Genomic DNA, 21,731 nt, shown 5'->3' with positions numbered 1-21,731 from the left:
GGTGAGGGCACCAGACCGCACCGTAAAACAGCCCCCTTTACTGCACCGCAAACTCCCTGTCCAGCCTGCTGTACCCCAGCCCGTTAATTTTCTTCACTTTGATCTGCACCGGAATGCGCTCCTTCATCGCCTCAACGTGGCTGATCACGCCGATGGTTTTCCCGGTGGCGTTCAGCGCGTCGAGCGCATCCAGCGCGGTATCCAGCGTTTCGCTGTCGAGCGTGCCGAACCCTTCATCCAGGAACAGCGAATCGATCCGCGTTTTGTGACTCACCAGATCGGAAAGCGCCAGCGCCAGCGCCAGGCTGACCAGGAAGCTCTCGCCGCCGGAGAGCGTGCGGGTGTCGCGAACCGCATCCGCCTGCCAGGTATCGACCACTTCCAGCTCCAGCGCGTCGCTGGCCTTACGCTGTAGCAGATAGCGCCCGTGCAGGCGGGTAAGCTGCTGGTTGGCGAGCCAGACAAGATTGTCCAGCGTCAATCCCTGAGCGAACTTGCGGAATTTGTCGCCGGTGCTGGAGCCGATAAGCGCGTTCAGGTACCCCCAGTCGTCAGCCAGACGAGCGGCCTCTTCAATTTGCTGCATTAGCGCCAGCTGGTGCTGCCGGTTATCGCTGTCCTGCTTAAGCTGCTGACGGATCTCGCCCTGATGGGTGGTGTTCTCACGAAGCCGCTGCGCCAGCTGCTGCAGCTGGATTTGCAGGGTGGGAGCGTCGGCGTCGAGCGCTTCCGGTTGCAGTGCCAGGTGAGACTGCAGCTGTTGTTGAGCTTGCCCGCACAGCGTCGCGGCCTGCTGCAGCTGGTTTTCCAGCGACTGTTTCAGCTGTTCGAGGTGGCGGATGATTTCATCGTCCAGCAGCGCGGCAAGGAACGCGTCCCGGTCGGCAAAACAGCTGGCTGAGAGCGCCGCGGTGAATTGCGTTTGCGACTGCTGCAGGCGCTCCTGCTCCAGCGCTTCCTGCTGCTGCTGCGCGGTAAGCTGGCTTTGCAGCGACACGCATTCGTCGTGGATGGCGCGCCAGTCGTCAGGAATAGCCGGTTCGGCTTCTTCAACGTTCGTGGCCGGAAGCGCGTCGAGCAACGGCTTCAATGCGTTCATACGTTCCAGAAGCACGCCGTGCTGCGTTTGTTTCTCCTGCCACTGTGCGAACTCGGCTTCACGGGCGTGCAGCCAGGCGGCTTCGTTGCCGTCTTCAGGTACGTTAAGCGATAGCGAGAGCAGGGTGTGTTCCAGCGCCTGGCGCGTGGTGGCCAGCTGCTGCTGATACTGTCGTTCCTGCACCTCCTGCTCGTTAAGCTGGTTTTGCAGGGTCAGACGCTGGCTGAGCTGATAAAGCTGGTGCTCGTAGCGTTCCTGCTCGTTCATCCATGGAGCGATATCTTCCTGAATATTCAATGCGATATTTAGGGACGCGCAGACTTCCTGCCACTCTTTAGTGAGCGCTTGCTCTTCCTGAGCCAGGGTCTGCGCTTCGTCTGCCTCACGCTGGATCTGCTGCGTCAGGGCATTAACCTGCCCCAGCACCAGCAGGCCTTCCTCTTTGAGTGAGGCGACCTCTTTTTCCAGGGCATCGCGGCGGCGCTGGTTTTCCGTCAGCTCAAGCGACTGGTATGTCTCCACGGCGGGATGTTCGCTTGCGCCGCACAGTGGGCAGGGTTTGCCCGCTTCAAGCTGCGAACGATAATGTTCCAGCTTTTTGATTGTCGCTTCGGTTTCGCACAGGGCTTTCAGGTCCAGATAGTGCTGGTTTTTCTCTTTGTACTGCTGGCGGCGCAGCGCCAGCGTTTCATTGAGCTTACCCTGTTCCGCCTGCGCTTTTTGCAGACTTTCCGAGTTCTGAAGCAGGCGCTTTTGCAGCGGCTGATAGCGGGCGTGTAGCGACGTTAGCCGCTGGCGCAGCGTGCGTGACCGGGACTGCTGCTCCAGTGCCGCGCTGACCTCATCCACCGTCAGCGTCAGCGCATTTTCCGGCATCTCAGCCAGCTTGTTGCGTAATTCACGCATCCGCGCAGCAAGCGAGGCTAACTGCGTTTTATCGCGGTTAAGCTGCGAGAACTGCGCGCGCCAGCCGGCAATTTCCTGGCCCAGCAGGCGATAACGCTCGTGCTCCGCCAGCCACTGCGCCAGCGCCGTCAGTTCGGTCTGTAGCTGCTCGTGGTTACGCAGGGCGGTGGTGCGGATCCGTGCGCGCAGCGCGGTTTTAGCTTGTAAGCGAGTATTTACTTCGACAATTCGCTGCTGCGTTTGCGTCAGGCGCGCGGTTTGCTCCTGCTGATGCTCCCAAAGCGGCCGAAGCTGGGCGGCGGGCTGGGCAAGCTGGAGTTTTGCCAGCTCAGGCGCTGCGTCCGTCAGCGCCTGCTGCGCCTGCTGCTGCATCGCGGCGACGCGCTGTTGCTCGCGTAAAAGCTCATCATGGCGCGTAAGCCACTGAAAATCTCTCTGTTGGCTTTGCTGCTGTACCAGCAGGGTTTTCTCTTCGTCAGTAAGTGCCTGCAAACTTTGCTGTAACTGCTGCTGTTGCTCTTCGCTCAGCAGCACGACGCCCGCTGCCTGTGCCTCGCACTTTTCAAGCATACTGCGGGCTGCTTTATGTTTCTCAAATACCATGGCGGAAATCTGGCCGTAGATCTCGGTGCCGGTCAGCTCTTCCAGCAGTTCTGCGCGATCGCTCGGTTTGGCATTGAGGAAGGCGGCAAATTGCCCCTGAGAGAGCAGCATGGAGCGGGTAAAACGGCCATAGTCCAGCCCGGTGAGCGCGGCGGTTTGCTCCAGCTTATCCGTCACTTTGTCGGCCAGGATTTTGCCATCTTCGCAGCGCGCCAGCTCCACGCGCGGTGCCTGCAGGTTTCCGTCCGGCTGATTGCGCGCCCGGTTCTGGCTCCAGAAGGCGCGATAGGCCGTGCCTTTCACCTCGAACTCCACTTCTGCCAGACACTCGGCGGTGTCGCGCGTCATCAGATCGTTTTGCGCCTGAGAGACCTTCTGCAGGCGAGGGGTTTCGTGATAAAGCGCCAGGCAGATGGCGTCGAGCAGGGTGGTTTTACCTGCTCCGGTCGCGCCGGTTATGGCAAACAGCCCGTTGCTGGCAAAGGGCTCTGCGGTAAAGTCAATTTTCCACTCGCCCTTGAGGGAGTTAAGGTTTTTCAGGCGCAGGCTCAAAATTTTCATGCGTTTTCGTCCTCATCATTGAGCGCATGCAGGGTATGGGTGAACAGCTCGCTAAGCCTTGCGCGCTTCGCGTCGTCTATCTCCTCCTGCGAGAGCCTGCGTTCAAACACCTCTTCTACCCTCAGCTCGCTGAGGGTTTCGCGCCGGGCGCTGAGCAGAATTTTCTCGCGCTGCTCGCGGCTGCGGCGCACCAGCAACACCTCAACCGGCAAGTCTTCGGTCAGCGCCTGGATTTTTCGCTGCATATCGTGCAGGTAGTCATCGGTGGTGATTTCGATATCCAGCCAGACGGGAGGGTTAAGCGCCGCGCCGCGCCACTGCTCAAGCTGGGCGGTAATGGCGTCAAGATCGCCTTTCAGCACCGCCAGCGGCTGGGTGACCGGCACCTCCAGCGTCTCGACGGCGTGAAGTTTTCCGTCGGAGAAGCTCACCAGATGCACGGACTTGGCTTTGCCCGTTTCATCAAAGCTGAGCGAAAGGGGCGATCCGCAGTAGCGGATGTGCTCGCAGCCGCCGATAACCTGCGCGCGGTGGATATGCCCGAGCGCGATGTAGTCGGCTGGCGGGAAGTTTTGCGCTGGAAAGGCGTCCAGCGTGCCGATATAGATGTCACGTACGGCGTCGCTTTTACTGGCCCCGACGGTGGTGAGGTGCCCGGTCGCAATCACCGGAATCGGCTGTTCGCCGCGCAGGGCGCAGGCTTCGGCGTGCTGCTGATGATAATAGTCGGTGATGGCCTGCAGCAGATGTTGCTGCTTTTCCGCCCCCGACAGCCCCGCCTGGCTTTGCACGATGTCCCGCGGACGTAAAAACGGTATCGGGCACAGCACCGCGCCCGGCGTACCGTCGCGTTTTTTCAGGATCTGCGGGGCGTGCCCGGCGCTGGCGACGACGGTGGTATTGAGAAATGCCAGGATGTCGCGAGATTCATTGAGCGTCGCGACGGAATCATGGTTGCCGGCGACAATCACCAGATGACAGCCGGTTTGCTGGAGATTCACCACGAATCGGTTATACAGTTCACGCGCGTAGCTTGGGGGAGAGCCGGTATCAAAGATGTCACCCGCCACAATTATCGCGTCCACCTCGTGCGTCCGGGCCGTTTCCAGCAGCCAGCCCAGGAACGCTTCATGTTCAGCCGCACGGCTTTTGCTGTAAAAATTTTGACCCAGATGCCAGTCCGAGGTGTGAAGTATGCGCATAGCTGATCCGTGGCAAAAAAGAGAAAGCGGGATTATAAACCTTCAGAGACGGGAAAATAACCGCTGTAATAAAACAACGGTTTGCCCGTTATCGTGGTACTGTTTTTCATAAATCTGTCATAAATCTGACGCATAATGGCGCCGAATTACAAACTTGTAACTTAAATAAGATAAGACAGGGCAAAGTATGGCGAGACGTATTCTGGTCGTAGAAGATGAAGCTCCAATTCGTGAAATGGTGTGCTTCGTGCTCGAGCAAAATGGCTTCCAGCCGGTTGAAGCGGAAGATTATGACAGCGCAGTGAACCAGCTAAATGAACCCTGGCCCGATCTGATTCTGCTGGACTGGATGTTGCCCGGCGGCTCCGGACTGCAGTTTATCAAACACCTGAAGCGTGAAGCGCTAACCCGCGACATACCGGTGGTGATGCTCACGGCGCGCGGTGAAGAAGAGGATCGCGTGCGCGGTCTAGAGACCGGCGCGGATGATTACATTACCAAACCGTTCTCCCCAAAAGAGCTGGTGGCCCGCATTAAAGCCGTGATGCGCCGTATTTCACCGATGGCGGTGGAAGAGGTAATAGAGATGCAGGGACTCAGCCTTGACCCCACCTCACACCGCGTGATGACCGGTGAAAATCCCCTCGATATGGGGCCTACCGAATTTAAGCTTCTGCACTTCTTTATGACACACCCGGAACGCGTTTACAGCCGCGAGCAGTTGCTGAATAACGTCTGGGGAACTAACGTGTATGTCGAAGACCGGACGGTTGACGTCCATATCCGCCGCCTGCGAAAAGCGCTGGAACTGAGCGGCCACGATCGCATGGTGCAGACGGTCCGCGGCACGGGTTATCGTTTTTCTACCCGTTTCTGAACAATGACAGGAGTGTGACGCGTGCTGGAACGTCTGTCATGGAAAAGGCTCGTCTTTGAACTGATCTTATGCTGTATTCCGGCCTTCATTCTGGGGGCCTTTCTTGGACATCTGCCGTGGTTTCTGCTGGCGTCGGTCACCGGACTGCTGATCTGGCACTTCTGGAACCTGCTGCGCCTCTCCTGGTGGCTGTGGGTTGACCGAAGCATGACGCCGCCGCCGGGAAGCGGCAGCTGGGAGCCGCTGCTGTACGGTCTGCATCAGATGCAGATGCGGAATAAGAAGCGCCGCCGCGAGCTGGGAAGCCTGATTAAGCGTTTTCGCAGCGGTGCGGAATCGCTGCCGGATGCGGTCATTCTGACCACTGAAGAAGGGACCATCTTCTGGTGTAACGGCCTGGCGCAACAACTGCTGGGCCTGCGCTGGCCGGACGATAATGGCCAGAATATCCTCAACCTTCTGCGTTATCCCGAGTTCACGCTGTACCTGAAAAAGCGTGATTTTACCCGCCCGCACAATTTGAAGCTCAACAACGGTCGCCATCTGGAAATCCGCGTGATGCCCTACAGCGATAAGCAGTGGCTGATGGTGGCGCGCGATGTTACCCAGATGCACCAGCTGGAAGGGGCGCGCCGCAACTTCTTCGCGAACGTTAGCCACGAATTACGAACCCCGTTGACCGTGCTTCAGGGCTACCTGGAGATGATGCAGGAGCAAACGCTTGAAGGGGCGCCGCGTGAAAAAGCGCTGCACACCATGCGCGAGCAAACGCACCGTATGGAAGGCCTGGTGAAGCAGCTGCTGACGCTCTCGAAGATTGAAGCGGCACCCACGCTTGCGCTGAATGACACCATTGATGTGCCGATGATGCTGCGGGTCGTGGAGCGTGAAGCGCAGACGTTAAGCCACAAAAAGCACCACCTGACCTTTGAGGTCGACAGCGCGCTGAAGGTGCTGGGCAGTGAAGATGAACTGCGCAGCGCCATTTCCAACCTGGTGTATAACGCGGTGAATCATACGCCGGAAGGGACGGAAATCCTGGTGCGCTGGCACCACACCCCAGCGGGAGCCGAGTTTAGCGTGGAGGACAACGGGCCGGGTATCGCCCCGGAGCATATTCCGCGTCTGACCGAGCGCTTCTACCGCGTGGATAAAGCGCGATCGCGGCAGACAGGGGGAAGCGGCCTGGGGCTGGCAATTGTTAAGCACGCGGTGAATCACCATGAAAGCCGTCTCGAAATCCAGAGTACGCTGGGTAAAGGAACCCGCTTCAGCTTCGTTATCCCGGAACGATTAATTGCCAAAAAGATCGCCTGATAGCAGGTGTGTCATTTTACCTTTCCACGGGTCAGCCATCGCTGGCCCGTTTGCTTTGCAGTCAAGCGAAACGCGGATGAATTTTATACGGCTGGCTGTTTTTTGTTCGCATGATTAGCCATGGGTTTTTCTTATAAATAGCGTATTGTGCTAGTGTGTATTTTCATGATGGCATATTGTTCTGGTTTTACGATCCCTCCTTGCCTTTAAACGTTATAAGCGTTTAAATTGCCCCCCAGATACTGTCAGACCGACTGTATTTGCGTGGTAAATCGAAAAACTATTCTTCTCCACGCCAGGACGGGAGCATTTCCCGCTGAAATTGAGCAAATTTTCGGCTGTATCGTCCCGTCAGGGGAACCGGAAATCTCAATGTTTTCAACACCACATCCACAGGCAGTAAGGTTTTATGACCCATCACTTAAAATCGCGTGACATCATCGCGCTGGGCTTTATGACATTTGCGCTGTTCGTTGGCGCAGGCAACATCATTTTTCCTCCAATGGTTGGCTTACAGGCGGGTGAACACGTCTGGACCGCCGCGTTTGGTTTCCTGATTACTGCCGTGGGTCTACCGGTACTGACCGTCGTCGCGCTGGCGAAAGTCGGCGGCGGCGTGGATAGCCTCAGCACCCCAATTGGCAAAGTGGCGGGTGTTCTGCTGGCAACCGTCTGCTATCTGGCCGTTGGCCCGCTGTTCGCAACCCCGCGAACGGCGACCGTGTCCTTCGAAGTGGGTATTGCTCCCCTGACCGGTGACGGCGCGATGCCGCTGTTTATCTACAGCCTGATTTATTTCGCGATTGTGATTCTGGTTTCCCTCTATCCGGGCAAGCTGCTGGATACCGTGGGCAACTTCCTGGCTCCGCTGAAAATTGTGGCGCTGATCGTCCTGGCGGTGGCCGCCATTGTCTGGCCTGCCGGCCCGATTAGCGACGCGATGGACGCCTATAAAAACGCCGCGTTCTCTAACGGCTTTGTGAACGGCTATCTGACGATGGATACGCTGGGCGCCATGGTGTTTGGTATCGTTATCGTTAACGCCGCGCGTTCTCGCGGTGTGACCGAAGCGCGCCTGCTGACCCGCTATACCATCTGGGCTGGCCTGATGGCCGGTGTGGGTCTGACGCTGCTGTATCTGGCGCTGTTCCGCCTGGGCTCCGATAGCGCCATGCTGGTTGACCAGAACGCGAACGGTGCGGCTATCCTCCACGCCTACGTTCAGCACACTTTCGGTGGTGCGGGCAGTATGCTGCTGGCGGCGCTCATCTTCCTGGCGTGCCTGGTAACCGCGGTTGGCCTGACCTGCGCCTGTGCAGAGTTCTTTGCGCAGTATCTGCCGCTCTCTTACCGCACCCTGGTGTTTATCCTCGGTATCTTCTCCATGGCGGTGTCTAACCTCGGGTTGAGCCACCTGATTCAGGTCTCTATTCCGGTGCTGACGGCGATTTATCCGCCGTGTATCGTGCTGGTGGTGCTGAGCTTTACTCGCCCGTGGTGGAACAACTCCTCACGAATTATTGCGCCAGCCATGTTTATCAGCCTGATTTTTGGTATCCTTGACGGCATTAAAGCATCAGCATTCGCAGGAATACTGCCTGCATGGACACAGCGTCTGCCGCTGTCCGAGCAGGGTCTGGCCTGGCTGATGCCTACCGTTGTTGCACTGGTTCTGGCGATTATCTGGGACCGTGCCGCAGGGCGTCAGGTCGCATCGAACGCCCATTAATCAACGGCAACAAACTGTTTAACCACGGGGCTTAAGGCCCCGTGGTTTTTTGTTTTTTCGTGTTGAATGGCAAGATTTAAATGGAAAGCACTAACAAACTTAAACGTGGACTGAGCACGCGCCACATCCGCTTTATGGCGCTGGGCTCTGCTATCGGTACTGGTCTTTTTTATGGCTCGGCAGATGCCATTAAAATGGCCGGTCCCAGCGTTCTGCTGGCCTACATAATCGGCGGCGTGGCGGCGTATATCATCATGCGCGCCCTCGGTGAAATGTCTGTTCACAACCCGTCCGCCAGCTCGTTTTCCCGCTACGCGCAGGAAAACCTTGGCCCGCTGGCCGGGTTTATCACCGGCTGGACCTACTGCTTTGAAATCCTGATTGTGGCGATCGCCGACGTGACGGCGTTTGGCATCTACATGGGCGTCTGGTTCCCGGCGGTGCCGCACTGGATTTGGGTCCTGAGCGTGGTGCTGATCATTTGCGCCGTCAACCTGATGAGCGTGAAGGTGTTCGGCGAGCTGGAGTTCTGGTTCTCCTTCTTCAAGGTCGCCACCATTATCATCATGATTGTGGCCGGTTTCGGCATCATCATCTGGGGCATTGGCAACGGCGGGCAGCCGACCGGCATCCATAACCTCTGGAGCAACGGGGGCTTCTTCAGCAACGGCTGGCTCGGGATGGTCATGTCGCTACAGATGGTCATGTTCGCCTACGGCGGCATCGAAATTATCGGTATTACTGCCGGTGAAGCGAAAGATCCGGAGAAATCCATTCCGCGCGCCATCAACTCCGTGCCGATGCGTATTCTGGTGTTCTACGTGGGTACGCTGTTCGTGATTATGTCCATCTACCCGTGGAACCAGGTGGGTACCAACGGTAGCCCGTTTGTGCTGACCTTCCAGCATATGGGGATTGCGTTTGCGGCCAGTATTCTGAACTTTGTGGTGCTCACCGCGTCGCTCTCGGCAATCAACAGTGACGTCTTTGGCGTGGGCCGCATGCTGCACGGCATGGCGGAGCAGGGCAGTGCGCCGAAGGTGTTTGCCAAAACGTCGCGTCGCGGCACGCCGTGGGTGACCGTCGTGGTCATGACCGTTGCGCTGCTGTTCTCGGTTTACCTGAACTACATCATGCCGGAGAATGTCTTCCTGGTTATTGCGTCCCTGGCGACCTTCGCAACCGTCTGGGTGTGGATCATGATCCTGCTGTCGCAGATTGCCTTCCGCCGTCGCCTGTCGCCGGAAGAGGCGAAAGCGCTGAAGTTCAAAGTTCCGGGCGGCGTCGCAACGACCGTCGTCGGGCTGATCTTCCTGGTGTTCATCATTGGCCTGATTGGCTATCACCCGGATACCCGTATTTCCCTGTACGTGGGCTGTGCGTGGATCGTGCTGCTGCTGGTGGGCTGGATGTTTAAATGCCGCCGAGATCGTCAGCTGGCGGAAGTACAGTAATATCCTTTTCCCCTCTCCCCATGGGAGAGGGTATTTTTGCCTCCTCCTCCGTTCTCCTCCCCCAATAATCCCTATCGTGATGAGCTATCCTTAACCACCCTGTGGCAAGGTGACGTCAATTTCATCAAAGGGGATTCGTGATGTTAAACGCCTGGCACCTTCCGGTTGCCCCATTTGTTAAGCAAAACAAAGACAACCTTGTGATTACGCTCTGGCTGGCGGGGGAAAACCAGCCTGAACGCGTGACGCTCCGCGCCGAAGTGGATAACGAAGAAACGTCGCTGAAAATGCACAAGCAGCGCAGCCAGCCGCAGCCGGGGATCACGGCGTGGCGGGCGAATATCGACCTGAGTAGCGGACAGCCTCGCCGCCGCTACAGCTTCAAGCTGCTGTGGAATAACCGCCAGCTGTGGTTTACCCCGCAGGGGTTTAGCCGTTTTCCGCCCGCACGGCTCGAGCAGTTTGCCGTTGATTACCCGGATAACGGCCCGCAGTGGGTTAACGATCAGGTCTTTTACCAGATCTTCCCGGACCGATTTGCCCGCAGCCAGAAGCGGACCGCCGAACAGGATAAGGTCTATTACCACCACGCCGCAGGCCACGACATTATTCTGAAAGAGTGGGATGAACCGCTAACCGCGCAGGCCGGCGGCTCGACCTTTTACGGCGGCGATCTGGACGGCATTAGCGAGAAGCTCCCGTATTTGAAAAAGCTCGGCGTGACGGCGCTGTACCTCAACCCGGTGTTTAAAGCCCCGAGCGTGCACAAATACGATACCGAAGATTATCGCCACGTTGACGCCCGGTTTGGCGGTGACGAGGCGCTGCTGCGCCTGCGTAAGAACACCCAAAACGAAGGCATGCGCCTCATTCTGGACGGCGTGTTCAACCACAGCGGAGATTCGCACGCCTGGTTTGACCGTCATAACCAGTCGATGGGCGGGGCATGCCATAACCCGGATTCGCCGCAGCGAGACTGGTACAGTTTTAACGAGGAGGGCCGCGCCCTGGACTGGCTGGGCTACCCGAGCCTGCCGAAGCTGGATTTCCAGTCGCCTTCTCTGATCGATGAAATTTACGGCGGTGAAGACAGCATTGTCCGTCACTGGCTGAAGGCACCGTGGAATATGGACGGCTGGCGCCTGGACGTGGTGCATATGCTGGGGGAAGCGGGCGGCGCGCGGAATAACCTTCAGCACGTCGCCGGGATTACGCGCTCCGCGAAAGCGGCCCAGCCGGAGGCGTTTGTCTTCGGCGAACACTTTGGCGACGCGCGCCAGTGGCTGCAGAACGATGCGGAAGATGCGGCGATGAACTATCGCGGCTTTACCTTCCCGCTGTGGGGATTCCTCGCCAACACCGATATCTCCTACGATCCGAACCATATCGACGCGGAAACCTGCATGGCGTGGATGGAGAACTATCGCGCTGGCCTGTCGCATCAGCAACAGCTGCGGATGTTTAACCAGCTCGATAGCCACGATACCGCGCGCTTTAAATCCCTGCTCGGCAAGGACGTCGCGCGTCTGCCGCTGGCGGTCACCTGGCTCTTTACCTGGCCGGGCGTACCGTGCATCTACTACGGAGATGAAGTCGGGCTGGACGGCAACAACGATCCGTTCTGCCGCAAAACCTTCCCGTGGGAGACAGAGAAGCAGGACACCGTGCTGTTCAGCCTCTATCAGCGGCTGGCGAAACTGCGCAAGCAGAGTCTCGCCCTGCGCTACGGCGGCTGCCAGGTGGTGTACGCCCACGATAACGTGGTGGTCTTTGTCCGTGTCTATAATCAGCAGCGCGTGCTGGTGGCGATTAACCGGGGCGAGGCATGCGAAGTAGTACTGGAGGATTCACCGCTGCTGGCGGGAAAAACGTGGAAGAGCAAAGAGGGCAAAGCGACGTTCCAGGACGGCGTGCTCACGCTTCCGGCGATCTCCGCTGCGGTCTGGTTCGGTAGTTAATCGCGGGCGGTAGGGTTTTCACCTTTTAAGATGGCGCAAATGCAACTATTTGTGTCAATCTTAACGGATCGTTTACGGTGAAGGTGGAAACATGGACGAGCTCTACATCCTTGGCTGTTTGTTCCTGGTTTTTGCGCTGGGCGTTGCGCCGGTGCTTGCGGTTATCGGCTTTAACCGAAGCACGGCGGCGAAACAGGAGATTGCCCGGCTGCGCCAGCGCATTGAGGCGCTCGAGCAGCGCGGCGTCGCGGAGAAAGCGCCGGAGCCTGAACGGGCCGCCGCGCCGCCGGCAGTGGTCGAGCCGGTGGCTGAGGACGTACCCGCGCCTGTCGACCCCTGGCGTTCGGATATTCCCGCTGCCGCGGCAGCATCCGCTCCCGCTCCTGCGCCCGCGGCAAAACAGCCTTCTGCCTTTGGCGGCATGCTGACGTCGCTGGTGCGCTGGTTCATGCAGGGTAACCCGCTGGCGAAGCTGGGCATCCTGCTGCTCTTCCTCGGCCTCTCTTTCCTGCTGCGCTATACCGTCGAACACTCCCTGTTCCCGCTTGAGCTTCGCCTGGCTGCGACGGCGCTGTTTGCTATGATCCTGCTGGTCCTCGGGTGGCGGCTGCGGCACAAACAGCGCGTCTATTCGCTGATTCTCCAGGGCGGGGCGACAGGCATTCTCTATCTGACCGTCTTTGGCGCCTTCCGGCTCTGGCAGATGTTGCCGATGACGCTGGCCTTTGCGCTGCTGGTGGTCATTTGCGCGGCGAGCGTCGGGCTGGCGGTGCTGCAGAAGGCGCTGAGCCTTGCCATGCTGGCGAGCCTCGGCGGGTACCTTGCGCCGCTGCTCTTATCTACCGGAGGTGGCAGCTTTGTGGCGCTGTTCTCTTTCTATCTCCTGCTTTCCATCGGCATTCTCGCGATCAGCATCTGGCAGCACTGGCGCGAGCTGAATCTGCTCGGGCTGCTGTTTACGTTCGGCGTGGGCGGCCTGTGGGGGCTGAATGACTACCAGCCTGAAAACTACTGGTTCTGCCAGCTGTTCCTGATTGCCAATACGCTGATATTCGGCGTCCTGAGCGTGGCGCTGTCGCTGCGGGCGCAGGAGAAAGGGAAGCAAATTATTGACGGCGTGCTGCTGTTTGCCCCGCCGCTGGTTGGTTTTGGGATGCAGTACGGCATGACCCGGCACTGGGAATATGGTCCGGCCCTGAGCGCGCTGGGATACGGCGCATTTTATCTTACCCTCGCGTTCCTTGCGCTGCGGCGCTATCCCTCTATCGGACGACCGCTGGTCATGGCGGCGCTGGCCATCGGCGGCGGGTTCGCGACGCTCGCGATTCCGCTGGCGCTGTCGGCGCGCTGGACGGCGATGGCCTGGGCGCTGGAGGGGCTGGGCATCCTCTGGCTGGGCGTGCAACAGCAGCAGCGGCGCATGAGCTATAGCGGGACGGCGCTGCTGGTGCTGGCGCTGGGTAGCGCGCTGTGGGCGCAACTGAACGGTGTGACGTCGCTAAGCCTGCTGCTTATCTTCGCCGTTCTCAGCCTTTGCTGGCTGGCTGCGGCCTGGCTGTGGCGGAAAATCGTTCTACCAGTCAGTTGGGCGCTGCTGGCCGGCGGGCTGCTGTTCTGGATAGTGGCGCTGCTGGGGGCGGCGCAGCTGATGCTGAAGCAGGAGTTATCCGTTCTGGCAGGCGTGCTGGCGCTCTCGGCCGTCTCGGTCTGGGGCTGGCGGCAGGCTGCCGCTCGTCTGGCGTGGCGGGAGCTGGATGCCAGCAAATGGCTGCTGTGGCCGCTGATGCTGCTGATGGTGGGTTATCAGCTCTGGCATCAGCAGGTCTTTGCCGCCGGCTGGGCAAATCTGGCCTGGTGCGTTGCGCTTCCTGTCGCGCTGATGCTGCTGTGGCGCGACGGTAAAAGGCTCCTGCCGCGCCTCGCGATGGGGCTGCATCTGTCGCTGTTCTGGATGATTTTACTGGCGCTGGCCGCCGAGCTGTACTGGTTTGCCCGGTCACTTCCGTGGGGGATGGCGGCCTGGGGGAGTGGACTGGCGATGGCCGCGGGTGGCGGTTTGATTATGGCACTCTCTGCGGCGGTACGGCGGCGCGGGTGGCCGTTCCGGGAATGGCCCGCGCTTTACGCCTGCCTGGCCCCGATCCCTGCTGTCGCGGCGCTGCTGGTGTTGCTGGTCGTGACCAATTTCCAGGACGGTGTGGTCTATCGCCAGACATGGCTGCCGCTGGTGAACCCGCTTGAGGAAGGTGCCGCGTTCGCGCTGCTGGGGCTGGTCATCTTTTATCGCGCGGTAGAGCGCTACTACCCCGCGCTGCTTTCGCAAGCCCGTCCGTGGCCAGCCGTCGCGCTCATGGCGTTTGGCTTCTGGTGGCTTAACGGTGCGCTAATGCGCGCGCTGGCCTGGTATGGCAACGTGGCCTGGAATATGGAATCGCTGTGGGATTCGCGGCTTGTCCAGACCAGTTTTGCCCTGTTCTGGATGCTGAGCGCGCTGGTGGTCATGATCCATGCCACCCGTCGGGCTTCCCGGCAGGAGTGGCTCTGCGGCGCTGTGCTGCTGGGTGTGGTGATGGTTAAACTGATGCTGGTAGACAGCGCGGGCGGAGGCGGTCTGTCGCGCGCGGTGGCGTTTATCGGCGTGGCGATACTGGTGCTGATCGTGGGATATTTCTCGCCGCTGCCGCCCAAAACAGGAGAAGAAAAATGAAATGGATGAGAGCGGTAGCGTGTACCGCGCTGCTGGCGCTTTCCGGCCCGGCGCTCTGCGACGAGGGACAAACGGAATCGCCGCGAGATTATGCCTTTGGTCGCTCCCTGGATACGTCTGTCCCTTCCCAGTGGTATCGGGTCGCGCTCCCGCTCGCCGTCTATGAGCAGAGCATGTCACCAGAGTTGCACGATGTCCGCGTCTTTAACCAGTCGGGCGAGCCGGTTCCCTTCAGCCTGCTCACCGCGACGCGTCCGCAGGCGCCAGTGCAATCCACGGCGCTGCGCCTCTTTCCTCTGGACGCCTCACCGCTTGCGCCTGCGCGAGACGGTGGTGATAGCGATAAAATCCTGCTCCGTTCCGGAAACGGCGTGGAGATTGTGCTCGAGGGGCGAAAAGCCGCCGCAGCCGGGCAACATTATCTGCTGACCTTGCCGGAGCAGGCTACGGGCGAGATAAGCCTGTCCCAACTGCAGCTGCTCTGGAATACTCCTCAGACGTCGTGGCAGGGAACGGCGTCGGTTTATTACAGCGAGGATCTTAAGCGCTGGTATACCCTGCGCGAGGATATGCCCCTGCTGGACGTTGTCAGCGGTCAGGATCGCCTTAAGCTCGATCGGATCGATACCGATACGGTTTTGTCTCCCGATACGAATCGCTATCTCATGGTGGTTCTGAATACAAAAAGCCAGGGGATAACCTTGACCGGCGTAAACGCAATTAGCGCATCCGCGCAGGCGGCTCCGGAAGAAGTTAACCTGGAAGGTGAAGGGGAATCGTTATCGGCAAGTGAAGCGCAGTGGCACTGGGCGCGACCGCAGCCGCTGAGTGCTGTCAGCATTTCACTGAATGGCGACGGCGTTCTTCCCGTGGAGATAGCGTGGCGGAGTACCGAAAAAGACGCATGGCACCCCCTGAAAAAAGAGGTTCTTTACCGTCTGGAGGGGAAAACGTCTCCACCGGTTTCGCTTAACGGCGGCCTGGTGCAGGCGGTGAAAATCACGACGCTGAATGCGCGTTTGCCAGAATACCTGCCGGGCGTCACGGGCCATCGCGACCGATATGACCTCGTGTTCAACGCGCAGGGGAAAGCGCCGTACGTGCTCGCCTGGGGCAATGGCGCGGCAAAGCCTGCCAGCGTGGAGCCCGACATGCTGATCCCTGCCGGCCTGCGTAAAACCTATGATGTGGCAAACCTGCCGCAGGCTGACATTCAGGATAATGTCGCGTTAGGCGGCGAGGGGCGTCTGACCGCCACCTCCGCGGCCGAGCGGGAGAGCAGGATGAACACGCTGCTGGTGTGGGGCGTGCTGATTGCGGGCGTGGTTCTGCTGGCGGGCATGGCCTGGCGCATCTGGCGGGAGACGCAGCGTAAGGCATAAAAAAAGGCCCGCATAAGCGGGCCTTTTTCGTAAACCGTGCCAATTACAGGCTGGATACGTTCTCGGACAGGTATTTAGCAACGCCGTCTGGAGACGCGTTCATGCCTTCTTTACCTTTTTCCCACTGAGCCGGGCACACTTCACCGTGTTCTTCGTGGAACTGCAGCGCGTCAACCATGCGCAGCATTTCGTCGATGTTACGACCCAGCGGCAGATCGTTCACAACCTGGTGACGAACGATGCCGTTTGCGTCGATCAGGAAAGAACCACGCAGCGCAACGCCAGCGTCCGGATGTTCGATACCGTAAGCCTGCTGGATTTCGCGTTTGATGTCCGCAACCATTGCGTATTTCACCGCACCGATGCCGCCTTTATCGACAGGGGTGTTACGCCATGCGTTGTGTACAAATTCAGAGTCGAAGGAGACGCCTACAACTTCCACGCCACGCTTCTGGAATTCTTCGTAACGTTTGTCGAATGCGATCAGCTCAGACGGGCAAACGAAAGTGAAGTCCATTGGCCAGAAGAACAGAACGGTCGCTTTACCGTTGGTGTGCTGTTTGAAGTTGAAGTTTTCAACGATTTCACCGTTGCCCAGAACTGCTGCAGCTGTAAAATCCGGAGCCGGACGAGTTACCAGAACCATATGATTCTCCTGTAGATACTAAGGTTATTTGGAACGCAACGCGGGCCAGTATAGAGAGTGTTCGGGAATAAGACAAAGAGGTGGTGACAATCGTTCCGCCAGCTTTTACCTATCAATGTGAATTCTGTTACAGCTGTTTGTTTTTCGCCTGGGTCATCATGCGCGGGTAAAACTGCCAGAAACGCGTTTCCAGCGCATCGTAATGTTCGTCAAGGTCATACCAGGAGTCACGCAGCGCATCCAGGCGCGGGCGGCGGCTTGCCATCCCATTTAACACGTTCTGGATGAAGTCCATCTCGCGATAGCGCTCCAGCCAGCGTTCCGACCACAGGTAGTTATTCAGATTCACAAAGCGCGGCGGCGAGTCAGGCAAAATGATCGATACCTGCTGGTGGGCATAGCGCACAAACTCTGGCAAAGGCATCTCCGGCGACAGCTGTTCCCAGTGGCGCGACAGGAAGTGGTCCCACATTACGTCGAGCGTGATCGGCGCAACGCGGCGGGTTTCAGGGCGAAACCACGCTTTGGCTTCCGTCACCTCCGGCAGGTTATCGGTTATGACATCAATGCGGCGGTGCATAAAAATCCCGTCGACGACCTCAGGGGAATAGTCTTCAGCGGGGTTGCCGCGCACGAAATCGGCCAGCAAATTGCCGGACAAGGAGCTGTCAGCGAGGTGAGCGAGATGCAGGTGAGCGAGAAAATTCATGCGTTTTATTTGTCCGTGGGCGGCTAGTTGTTGCAGCAAAAGGGTGTGAGCACTAGACTATGCCGCCTGTTTTTAAGTCACGAGTATACGTCATGCGCGTCGCCGATTTCTCCTTTGAACTACCTGAATCCCTGATTGCTCACTACCCAATGCCTGAGCGCAGCAGCTGTCGTTTGCTGTCACTGGATGGGCCAACGGGCGAGCTGACGCACGGTACTTTCACCGATTTGCTCGACAAGCTCAACCCTGGCGATCTGCTGGTCTTTAACAATACCCGCGTGATCCCAGCGCGCCTGTTTGGCCGTAAAGCCAGCGGCGGCAAGATTGAAGTGCTGGTCGAACGTATGCTCGATGATAAACGTATTCTGGCACATATTCGCGCGTCTAAGGCACCGAAGCCGGGCGCTGAGCTGCTGCTGGGCGATGACGAGAGCATCAAAGCGACCATGACCGCGCGCCACGATGCGCTGTTTGAAGTGGAGTTCGATGACGAGCGTTCGGTGCTCGACATCCTGAACGCCATCGGCCATATGCCGCTGCCGCCGTACATTGAGCGTCCGGACGAAGAGGCCGACCGCGAGCTGTACCAGACCGTCTACAGCCAGAAGCCTGGCGCGGTGGCGGCGCCGACGGCAGGCCTGCACTTTGATGAACCGCTGCTGGAAAAGCTGCGCGCGAAAGGTATTGAGATGGCGTTTGTCACGCTGCACGTCGGCGCGGGAACCTTCCAGCCGGTGCGCGTGGACAGCATCGAAGATCACATTATGCACTCCGAATATGCCGAAGTGCCGCAGGACGTGGTGGATGCGGTGCTGGCCGCGAAAGCGCGCGGTAGCCGCGTCGTTGCGGTCGGCACGACGTCGGTGCGCTCGCTGGAGAGTGCCGCGCAGGCGGCAAAAAACAGTCTTATCGAGCCGTTCTTTGGCGATACGCAGATCTTTATCTACCCGGGCTATCAGTACAAAGTGATCGACGCGCTGGTGACCAACTTCCATCTGCCTGAATCGACGCTGATTATGCTGGTCTCCGCGTTTGCGGGTTATCAGCATACGATGAATGCCTACAAGTCTGCGGTAGAACAAAAATATCGCTTTTTTAGCTACGGGGACGCGATGTTTATCACGTACAATCCGCTGGCTTTGAATGAGCGTGTCGGGGAATAAGTCCGCGGCACCAGAATAATGTGTCGGACTGTTTTTCCGGCACAGAGGAAAGAAAATGAAATTTGAACTCGATACCACCGATGGCCGCGCGCGTCGCGGTCGCCTGGTGTTTGATCGCGGCGTGGTAGAAACTCCCGCGTTTATGCCTGTGGGCACCTACGGCACCGTCAAAGGGATGACGCCGGAAGAAGTTGAAGCCACTGGCGCGCAGATCATCCTCGGCAACACCTTCCACCTGTGGCTGCGCCCGGGTCAGGAGATCATGAAGCTTCACGGCGATCTCCATGATTTTATGCAGTGGAAAGGCCCAATCCTCACCGATTCCGGCGGTTTCCAGGTCTTCAGCCTGGGGGATATCCGCAAGATCACCGAGCAGGGTGTGCACTTCCGTAACCCGATCAACGGCGATCCTATTTTCCTCGATCCAGAAAAATCGATGGAGATTCAGTACGATCTCGGCTCTGACATCGTGATGATCTTCGACGAATGTACGCCATACCCGGCCGACTGGGACTACGCAAAACGCTCTATGGAGATGTCTCTGCGTTGGGCGAAGCGTAGCCGCGATCGTTTTGACTCCCTGCAGAACAAAAATGCCCTGTTCGGCATTATTCAGGGCAGCGTTTACGAAGATTTACGCGATATCTCTGTTAAAGGTCTGGTAGAGATAGGTTTTGATGGCTACGCTGTCGGCGGTTTGGCTGTGGGTGAACCGAAGGAAGACATGCACCGTATTCTGGAACATGTTTGCCCGCAAATCCCGGCAGATAAACCCCGTTACCTGATGGGCGTGGGTAAACCAGAAGATCTGGTTGAAGGCGTACGCCGCGGCATCGATATGTTCGACTGCGTTATGCCAACCCGCAACGCGCGTAACGGTCATCTGTTTGTTACCGATGGCGTGGTGAAAATCCGTAACGCGAAGCATAAAAGTGACACCAGTCCGCTCGACGCCGAGTGCGATTGCTATACCTGTCGCAATTATTCTCGCGCGTATCTGCATCATCTCGATCGTTGCAACGAGATTTTAGGTGCGCGTCTCAATACCATTCATAATCTTCGTTATTATCAGCGCTTAATGGCTGGTTTACGTAAGGCTATCGAAGAGGGTAAATTAGAGAGCTTCGTGACCGATTTCTACCAACGTCAGGGCCGGGATGTCCCACCTTTGAACGTTGATTAATTTTAATAATGAGGGAATTTGAATGAGCTTTTTTATTTCTGATGCGGTAGCAGCAACTGGCGCGCCTTCTCAGGGCAGCCCGATGTCTCTGATTCTGATGCTGGTTGTGTTCGGTCTGATCTTCTACTTCATGATCCTGCGTCCACAGCAGAAGCGCACCAAAGAGCACAAAAACCTGATGAACTCTATCGCGAAAGGCGATGAAGTGCTGACCAACGGTGGCCTGGTGGGTCGCGTGACCAAAGTAGCGGAAAGCGGCTACATTGCTATCGCCCTGAATGACACCACTGAAGTGGTTATCAAACGTGACTTCGTAGCTGCCGTTCTGCCGAAAGGCACCATGAAGGCGCTGTAATCCCAACTTTTCCCAAAGGGAACTGCCGTGTTAAACCGTTATCCTTTGTGGAAGTACATCATGCTGGTCGTCGTGATTATCGTCGGCCTGCTGTACGCACTTCCCAACCTGTATGGTGAGGATCCGGCCGTTCAAATCACTGGCGCGCGCGGTGTCGCCGCCAGTGAGCAAACGCTGATCCAGGTCCAGAAAACGTTACAAGAAGAAAAAATTACCGCTAAGTCTGTGGCACTGGAAGAGGGCGCTATTCTTGCTCGCTTCGACACCACCGACACGCAGCTCCGCGCTCGTGAAGCGCTGATGGGCGTGCTGGGTGATAAATATGTCGTGGCGCTTAACCTTGCTCCTGCAACCCCGCGTTGGCTGGCTGCTCTGAATGCAGAGCCAATGAAACTGGGTCTTGACCTGCGTGGCGGCGTTCACTTCCTGATGGAAGTGGATATGGATACCGCGCTCGGCAAGCTGCAGGAACAGAATATCGACAGCCTGCGCAGCGATCTGCGTGAGAAAGGCATCGCCTATACCACCGTGCGTAAAGAAGATAACTACGGCTTGAGCATCACGTTCCGCGACAGCGCGGCACGCGACCAGGCTGTAACTTACCTGTCTCAGCGTCACCGCGATCTGGTGATTACCTCTCAGGGCAGCAACCAGCTGCGTGCGGTAATGACGGATGCACGTCTGAGCGAAGCGCGTGAATACGCCGTTCAGCAGAACATCAACATTCTGCGTAACCGTGTAAACCAGCTGGGCGTGGCTGAGCCGCTGGTACAGCGTCAGGGTGCTGACCGTATCGTGGTAGAACTGCCAGGTATCCAGGATACCGCACGTGCGAAAGAGATTCTGGGTGCAACCGCGACTCTGGAATTCCGTCTGGTTAACACCAATGTCGATCAGTCCGCCGCTGCTGCAGGCCGTATTCCGGGTGACTCCGAAGTGAAACAGACCCGCGAAGGTCAGCCGGTTGTGCTGTACAAACGCGTGATTCTGACCGGTGACCATATCACCGACTCCACTTCCAGCCAGGACGAATACAACCAGCCGCAGGTTAACATCTCGCTCGATAGCGCGGGTGGTAACATCATGTCTAACTTCACCAAGGACAACATCGGCAAACCGATGGCGACCCTGTTCGTGGAGTACAAAGACAGCGGTAAGAAAGATGCAAACGGTCGTGCTGTACTGGTGAAAGAGGAAGAGGTGATTAACATCGCCAATATCCAGTCTCGTCTGGGTAACAGCTTCCGTATTACCGGTATTAACAACCCGAACGAAGCGCGTCAGCTCTCTCTGCTGCTGCGTGCCGGTGCGCTGATTGCGCCAATTCAGATTGTTGAAGAACGTACCATTGGTCCTACTCTGGGTATGCAAAACATCCAGCAGGGTCTGGAAGCGTGTCTGGCCGGTCTGGTGGTCTCTATTCTCTTCATGATCTTCTTCTATAAGAAGTTTGGTCTGATTGCGACGTCCGCGCTGCTGGCTAACCTGGTGCTGATCATCGGCATCATGTCCCTGCTGCCGGGTGCGACGCTGACCATGCCGGGTATTGCGGGTATCGTTCTGACCCTTGCGGTGGCGGTCGACGCCAACGTACTGATAAACGAACGTATCAAAGAAGAGTTGAGCAACGGTCGCTCTGTGCAACAGGCGATTGAAGAAGGCTACAAAGGGGCGTTCAGCTCCATCTTCGATGCGAACGTAACAACACTGATTAAGGTTCTTATCCTGTATGCAGTGGGTACTGGCGCTATCAAAGGCTTTGCGATTACCACCGGTATCGGTGTTGCAACGTCGATGTTTACCGCTATTGTCGGCACCCGTGCCATCGTGAACCTGCTGTACGGCGGCAAGCGCGTCAAAAAGCTGTCTATCTGAGGAGT

At 57.9% G+C, this 21,731-nt stretch carries 15 protein-coding genes; 11 read left to right on the top strand and 4 right to left on the bottom strand.

Going from position 1 to position 21,731, the window contains the following annotated elements:
- Positions 1-37 precede the first annotated feature (37 nt).
- Both sbcC and sbcD read right to left on the bottom strand, forming a co-directional pair.
- Positions 38-3,169 carry an exonuclease subunit SbcC gene (gene sbcC / locus ABR39_RS13240; protein WP_047347305.1) on the bottom strand — a complete coding sequence of 1,044 codons (3,132 nt, stop codon included), beginning with the start codon at positions 3,167-3,169 and terminating at the stop codon, positions 38-40.
- Positions 3,166-4,371 (bottom strand): exonuclease subunit SbcD, encoded by a 1,206-nt coding sequence (gene sbcD, locus ABR39_RS13235; RefSeq protein WP_047347304.1) that lies wholly within the window; start codon positions 4,369-4,371, stop codon positions 3,166-3,168. The genes sbcC and sbcD overlap by 4 nt, the downstream gene beginning before the upstream one ends.
- Positions 4,372-4,558: 187 nt before the next feature.
- Between sbcD and phoB the strand changes: the two genes are divergently transcribed.
- From phoB to ABR39_RS13200, 7 genes are all read left to right on the top strand, one after another.
- Positions 4,559-5,248 carry a phosphate response regulator transcription factor PhoB gene (gene phoB / locus ABR39_RS13230; RefSeq protein ID WP_008503265.1) on the top strand — a complete coding sequence of 230 codons (690 nt, stop codon included), beginning with the start codon at positions 4,559-4,561 and terminating at the stop codon, positions 5,246-5,248.
- A gap of 21 nt (positions 5,249-5,269) precedes the next feature.
- On the top strand, positions 5,270-6,565 hold the full coding sequence (phoR, locus tag ABR39_RS13225; protein ID WP_047347303.1) for a phosphate regulon sensor histidine kinase PhoR: 1,296 nt from the start codon (positions 5,270-5,272) through the stop codon (positions 6,563-6,565).
- A gap of 409 nt (positions 6,566-6,974) precedes the next feature.
- Complete coding sequence (gene brnQ / locus ABR39_RS13220; RefSeq protein WP_047347302.1) at positions 6,975-8,294, top strand: branched-chain amino acid transporter carrier protein BrnQ; 1,320 nt, start codon at positions 6,975-6,977, stop codon at positions 8,292-8,294.
- A gap of 80 nt (positions 8,295-8,374) precedes the next feature.
- Positions 8,375-9,748 (top strand): proline-specific permease ProY, encoded by a 1,374-nt coding sequence (proY, locus tag ABR39_RS13215; RefSeq protein WP_047347301.1) that lies wholly within the window; start codon positions 8,375-8,377, stop codon positions 9,746-9,748.
- A 140-nt stretch (positions 9,749-9,888) separates the two neighbouring features.
- Positions 9,889-11,706: a maltodextrin glucosidase gene (gene malZ / locus ABR39_RS13210; protein ID WP_047347300.1), complete on the top strand. Its 1,818-nt coding sequence runs from the start codon at positions 9,889-9,891 to the stop codon at positions 11,704-11,706.
- Positions 11,707-11,797: 91 nt separating this feature from the next.
- On the top strand, positions 11,798-14,413 hold the full coding sequence (locus ABR39_RS13205) for a DUF2339 domain-containing protein (protein ID WP_047347299.1): 2,616 nt from the start codon (positions 11,798-11,800) through the stop codon (positions 14,411-14,413).
- Positions 14,410-15,795: a DUF3999 domain-containing protein gene (locus ABR39_RS13200; RefSeq protein WP_047347298.1), complete on the top strand. Its 1,386-nt coding sequence runs from the start codon at positions 14,410-14,412 to the stop codon at positions 15,793-15,795. The genes ABR39_RS13205 and ABR39_RS13200 overlap by 4 nt, the downstream gene beginning before the upstream one ends.
- A 43-nt stretch (positions 15,796-15,838) precedes the next feature.
- Here the strand turns inward: ABR39_RS13200 and ABR39_RS13195 are convergent, their stop codons facing one another.
- The gene (locus tag ABR39_RS13195) at positions 15,839-16,441 is read right to left on the bottom strand and encodes a peroxiredoxin (protein WP_014168840.1); all 603 of its coding nucleotides are present in this window, start codon (positions 16,439-16,441) and stop codon (positions 15,839-15,841) included.
- 127 nt (positions 16,442-16,568) lie between these two features.
- Positions 16,569-17,150: an ACP phosphodiesterase gene (gene acpH, locus ABR39_RS13190; RefSeq protein WP_047347297.1), complete on the bottom strand. Its 582-nt coding sequence runs from the start codon at positions 17,148-17,150 to the stop codon at positions 16,569-16,571.
- 92 nt (positions 17,151-17,242) lie between these two features.
- On the opposite strand from acpH, the gene queA reads away from it, so the two are divergent.
- Genes queA through secD form a run of 4 tightly spaced genes read left to right on the top strand, consistent with a single transcriptional unit; the run spans position 17,243 to position 21,726 of the window.
- On the top strand, positions 17,243-18,313 hold the full coding sequence (queA, locus tag ABR39_RS13185) for a tRNA preQ1(34) S-adenosylmethionine ribosyltransferase-isomerase QueA (RefSeq protein ID WP_047347296.1): 1,071 nt from the start codon (positions 17,243-17,245) through the stop codon (positions 18,311-18,313).
- A gap of 55 nt (positions 18,314-18,368) precedes the next feature.
- Complete coding sequence (tgt, locus tag ABR39_RS13180; protein ID WP_047347295.1) at positions 18,369-19,496, top strand: tRNA guanosine(34) transglycosylase Tgt; 1,128 nt, start codon at positions 18,369-18,371, stop codon at positions 19,494-19,496.
- Positions 19,497-19,518: 22 nt separating this feature from the next.
- On the top strand, positions 19,519-19,851 hold the full coding sequence (gene yajC, locus ABR39_RS13175) for a preprotein translocase subunit YajC (RefSeq protein ID WP_042320789.1): 333 nt from the start codon (positions 19,519-19,521) through the stop codon (positions 19,849-19,851).
- Positions 19,852-19,878: 27 nt separating this feature from the next.
- The gene (gene secD / locus ABR39_RS13170; RefSeq protein WP_048339044.1) at positions 19,879-21,726 is read left to right on the top strand and encodes a protein translocase subunit SecD; all 1,848 of its coding nucleotides are present in this window, start codon (positions 19,879-19,881) and stop codon (positions 21,724-21,726) included.
- Positions 21,727-21,731: the final 5 nt, after the last annotated feature.

The sequence above is a fragment of the Enterobacter genomosp. O genome (assembly GCF_001022965.1).
GTDB lineage: Bacteria > Pseudomonadota > Gammaproteobacteria > Enterobacterales > Enterobacteriaceae > Enterobacter > Enterobacter cloacae_L.
This window is presented reverse-complemented; position numbering and strand designations above follow the sequence as displayed.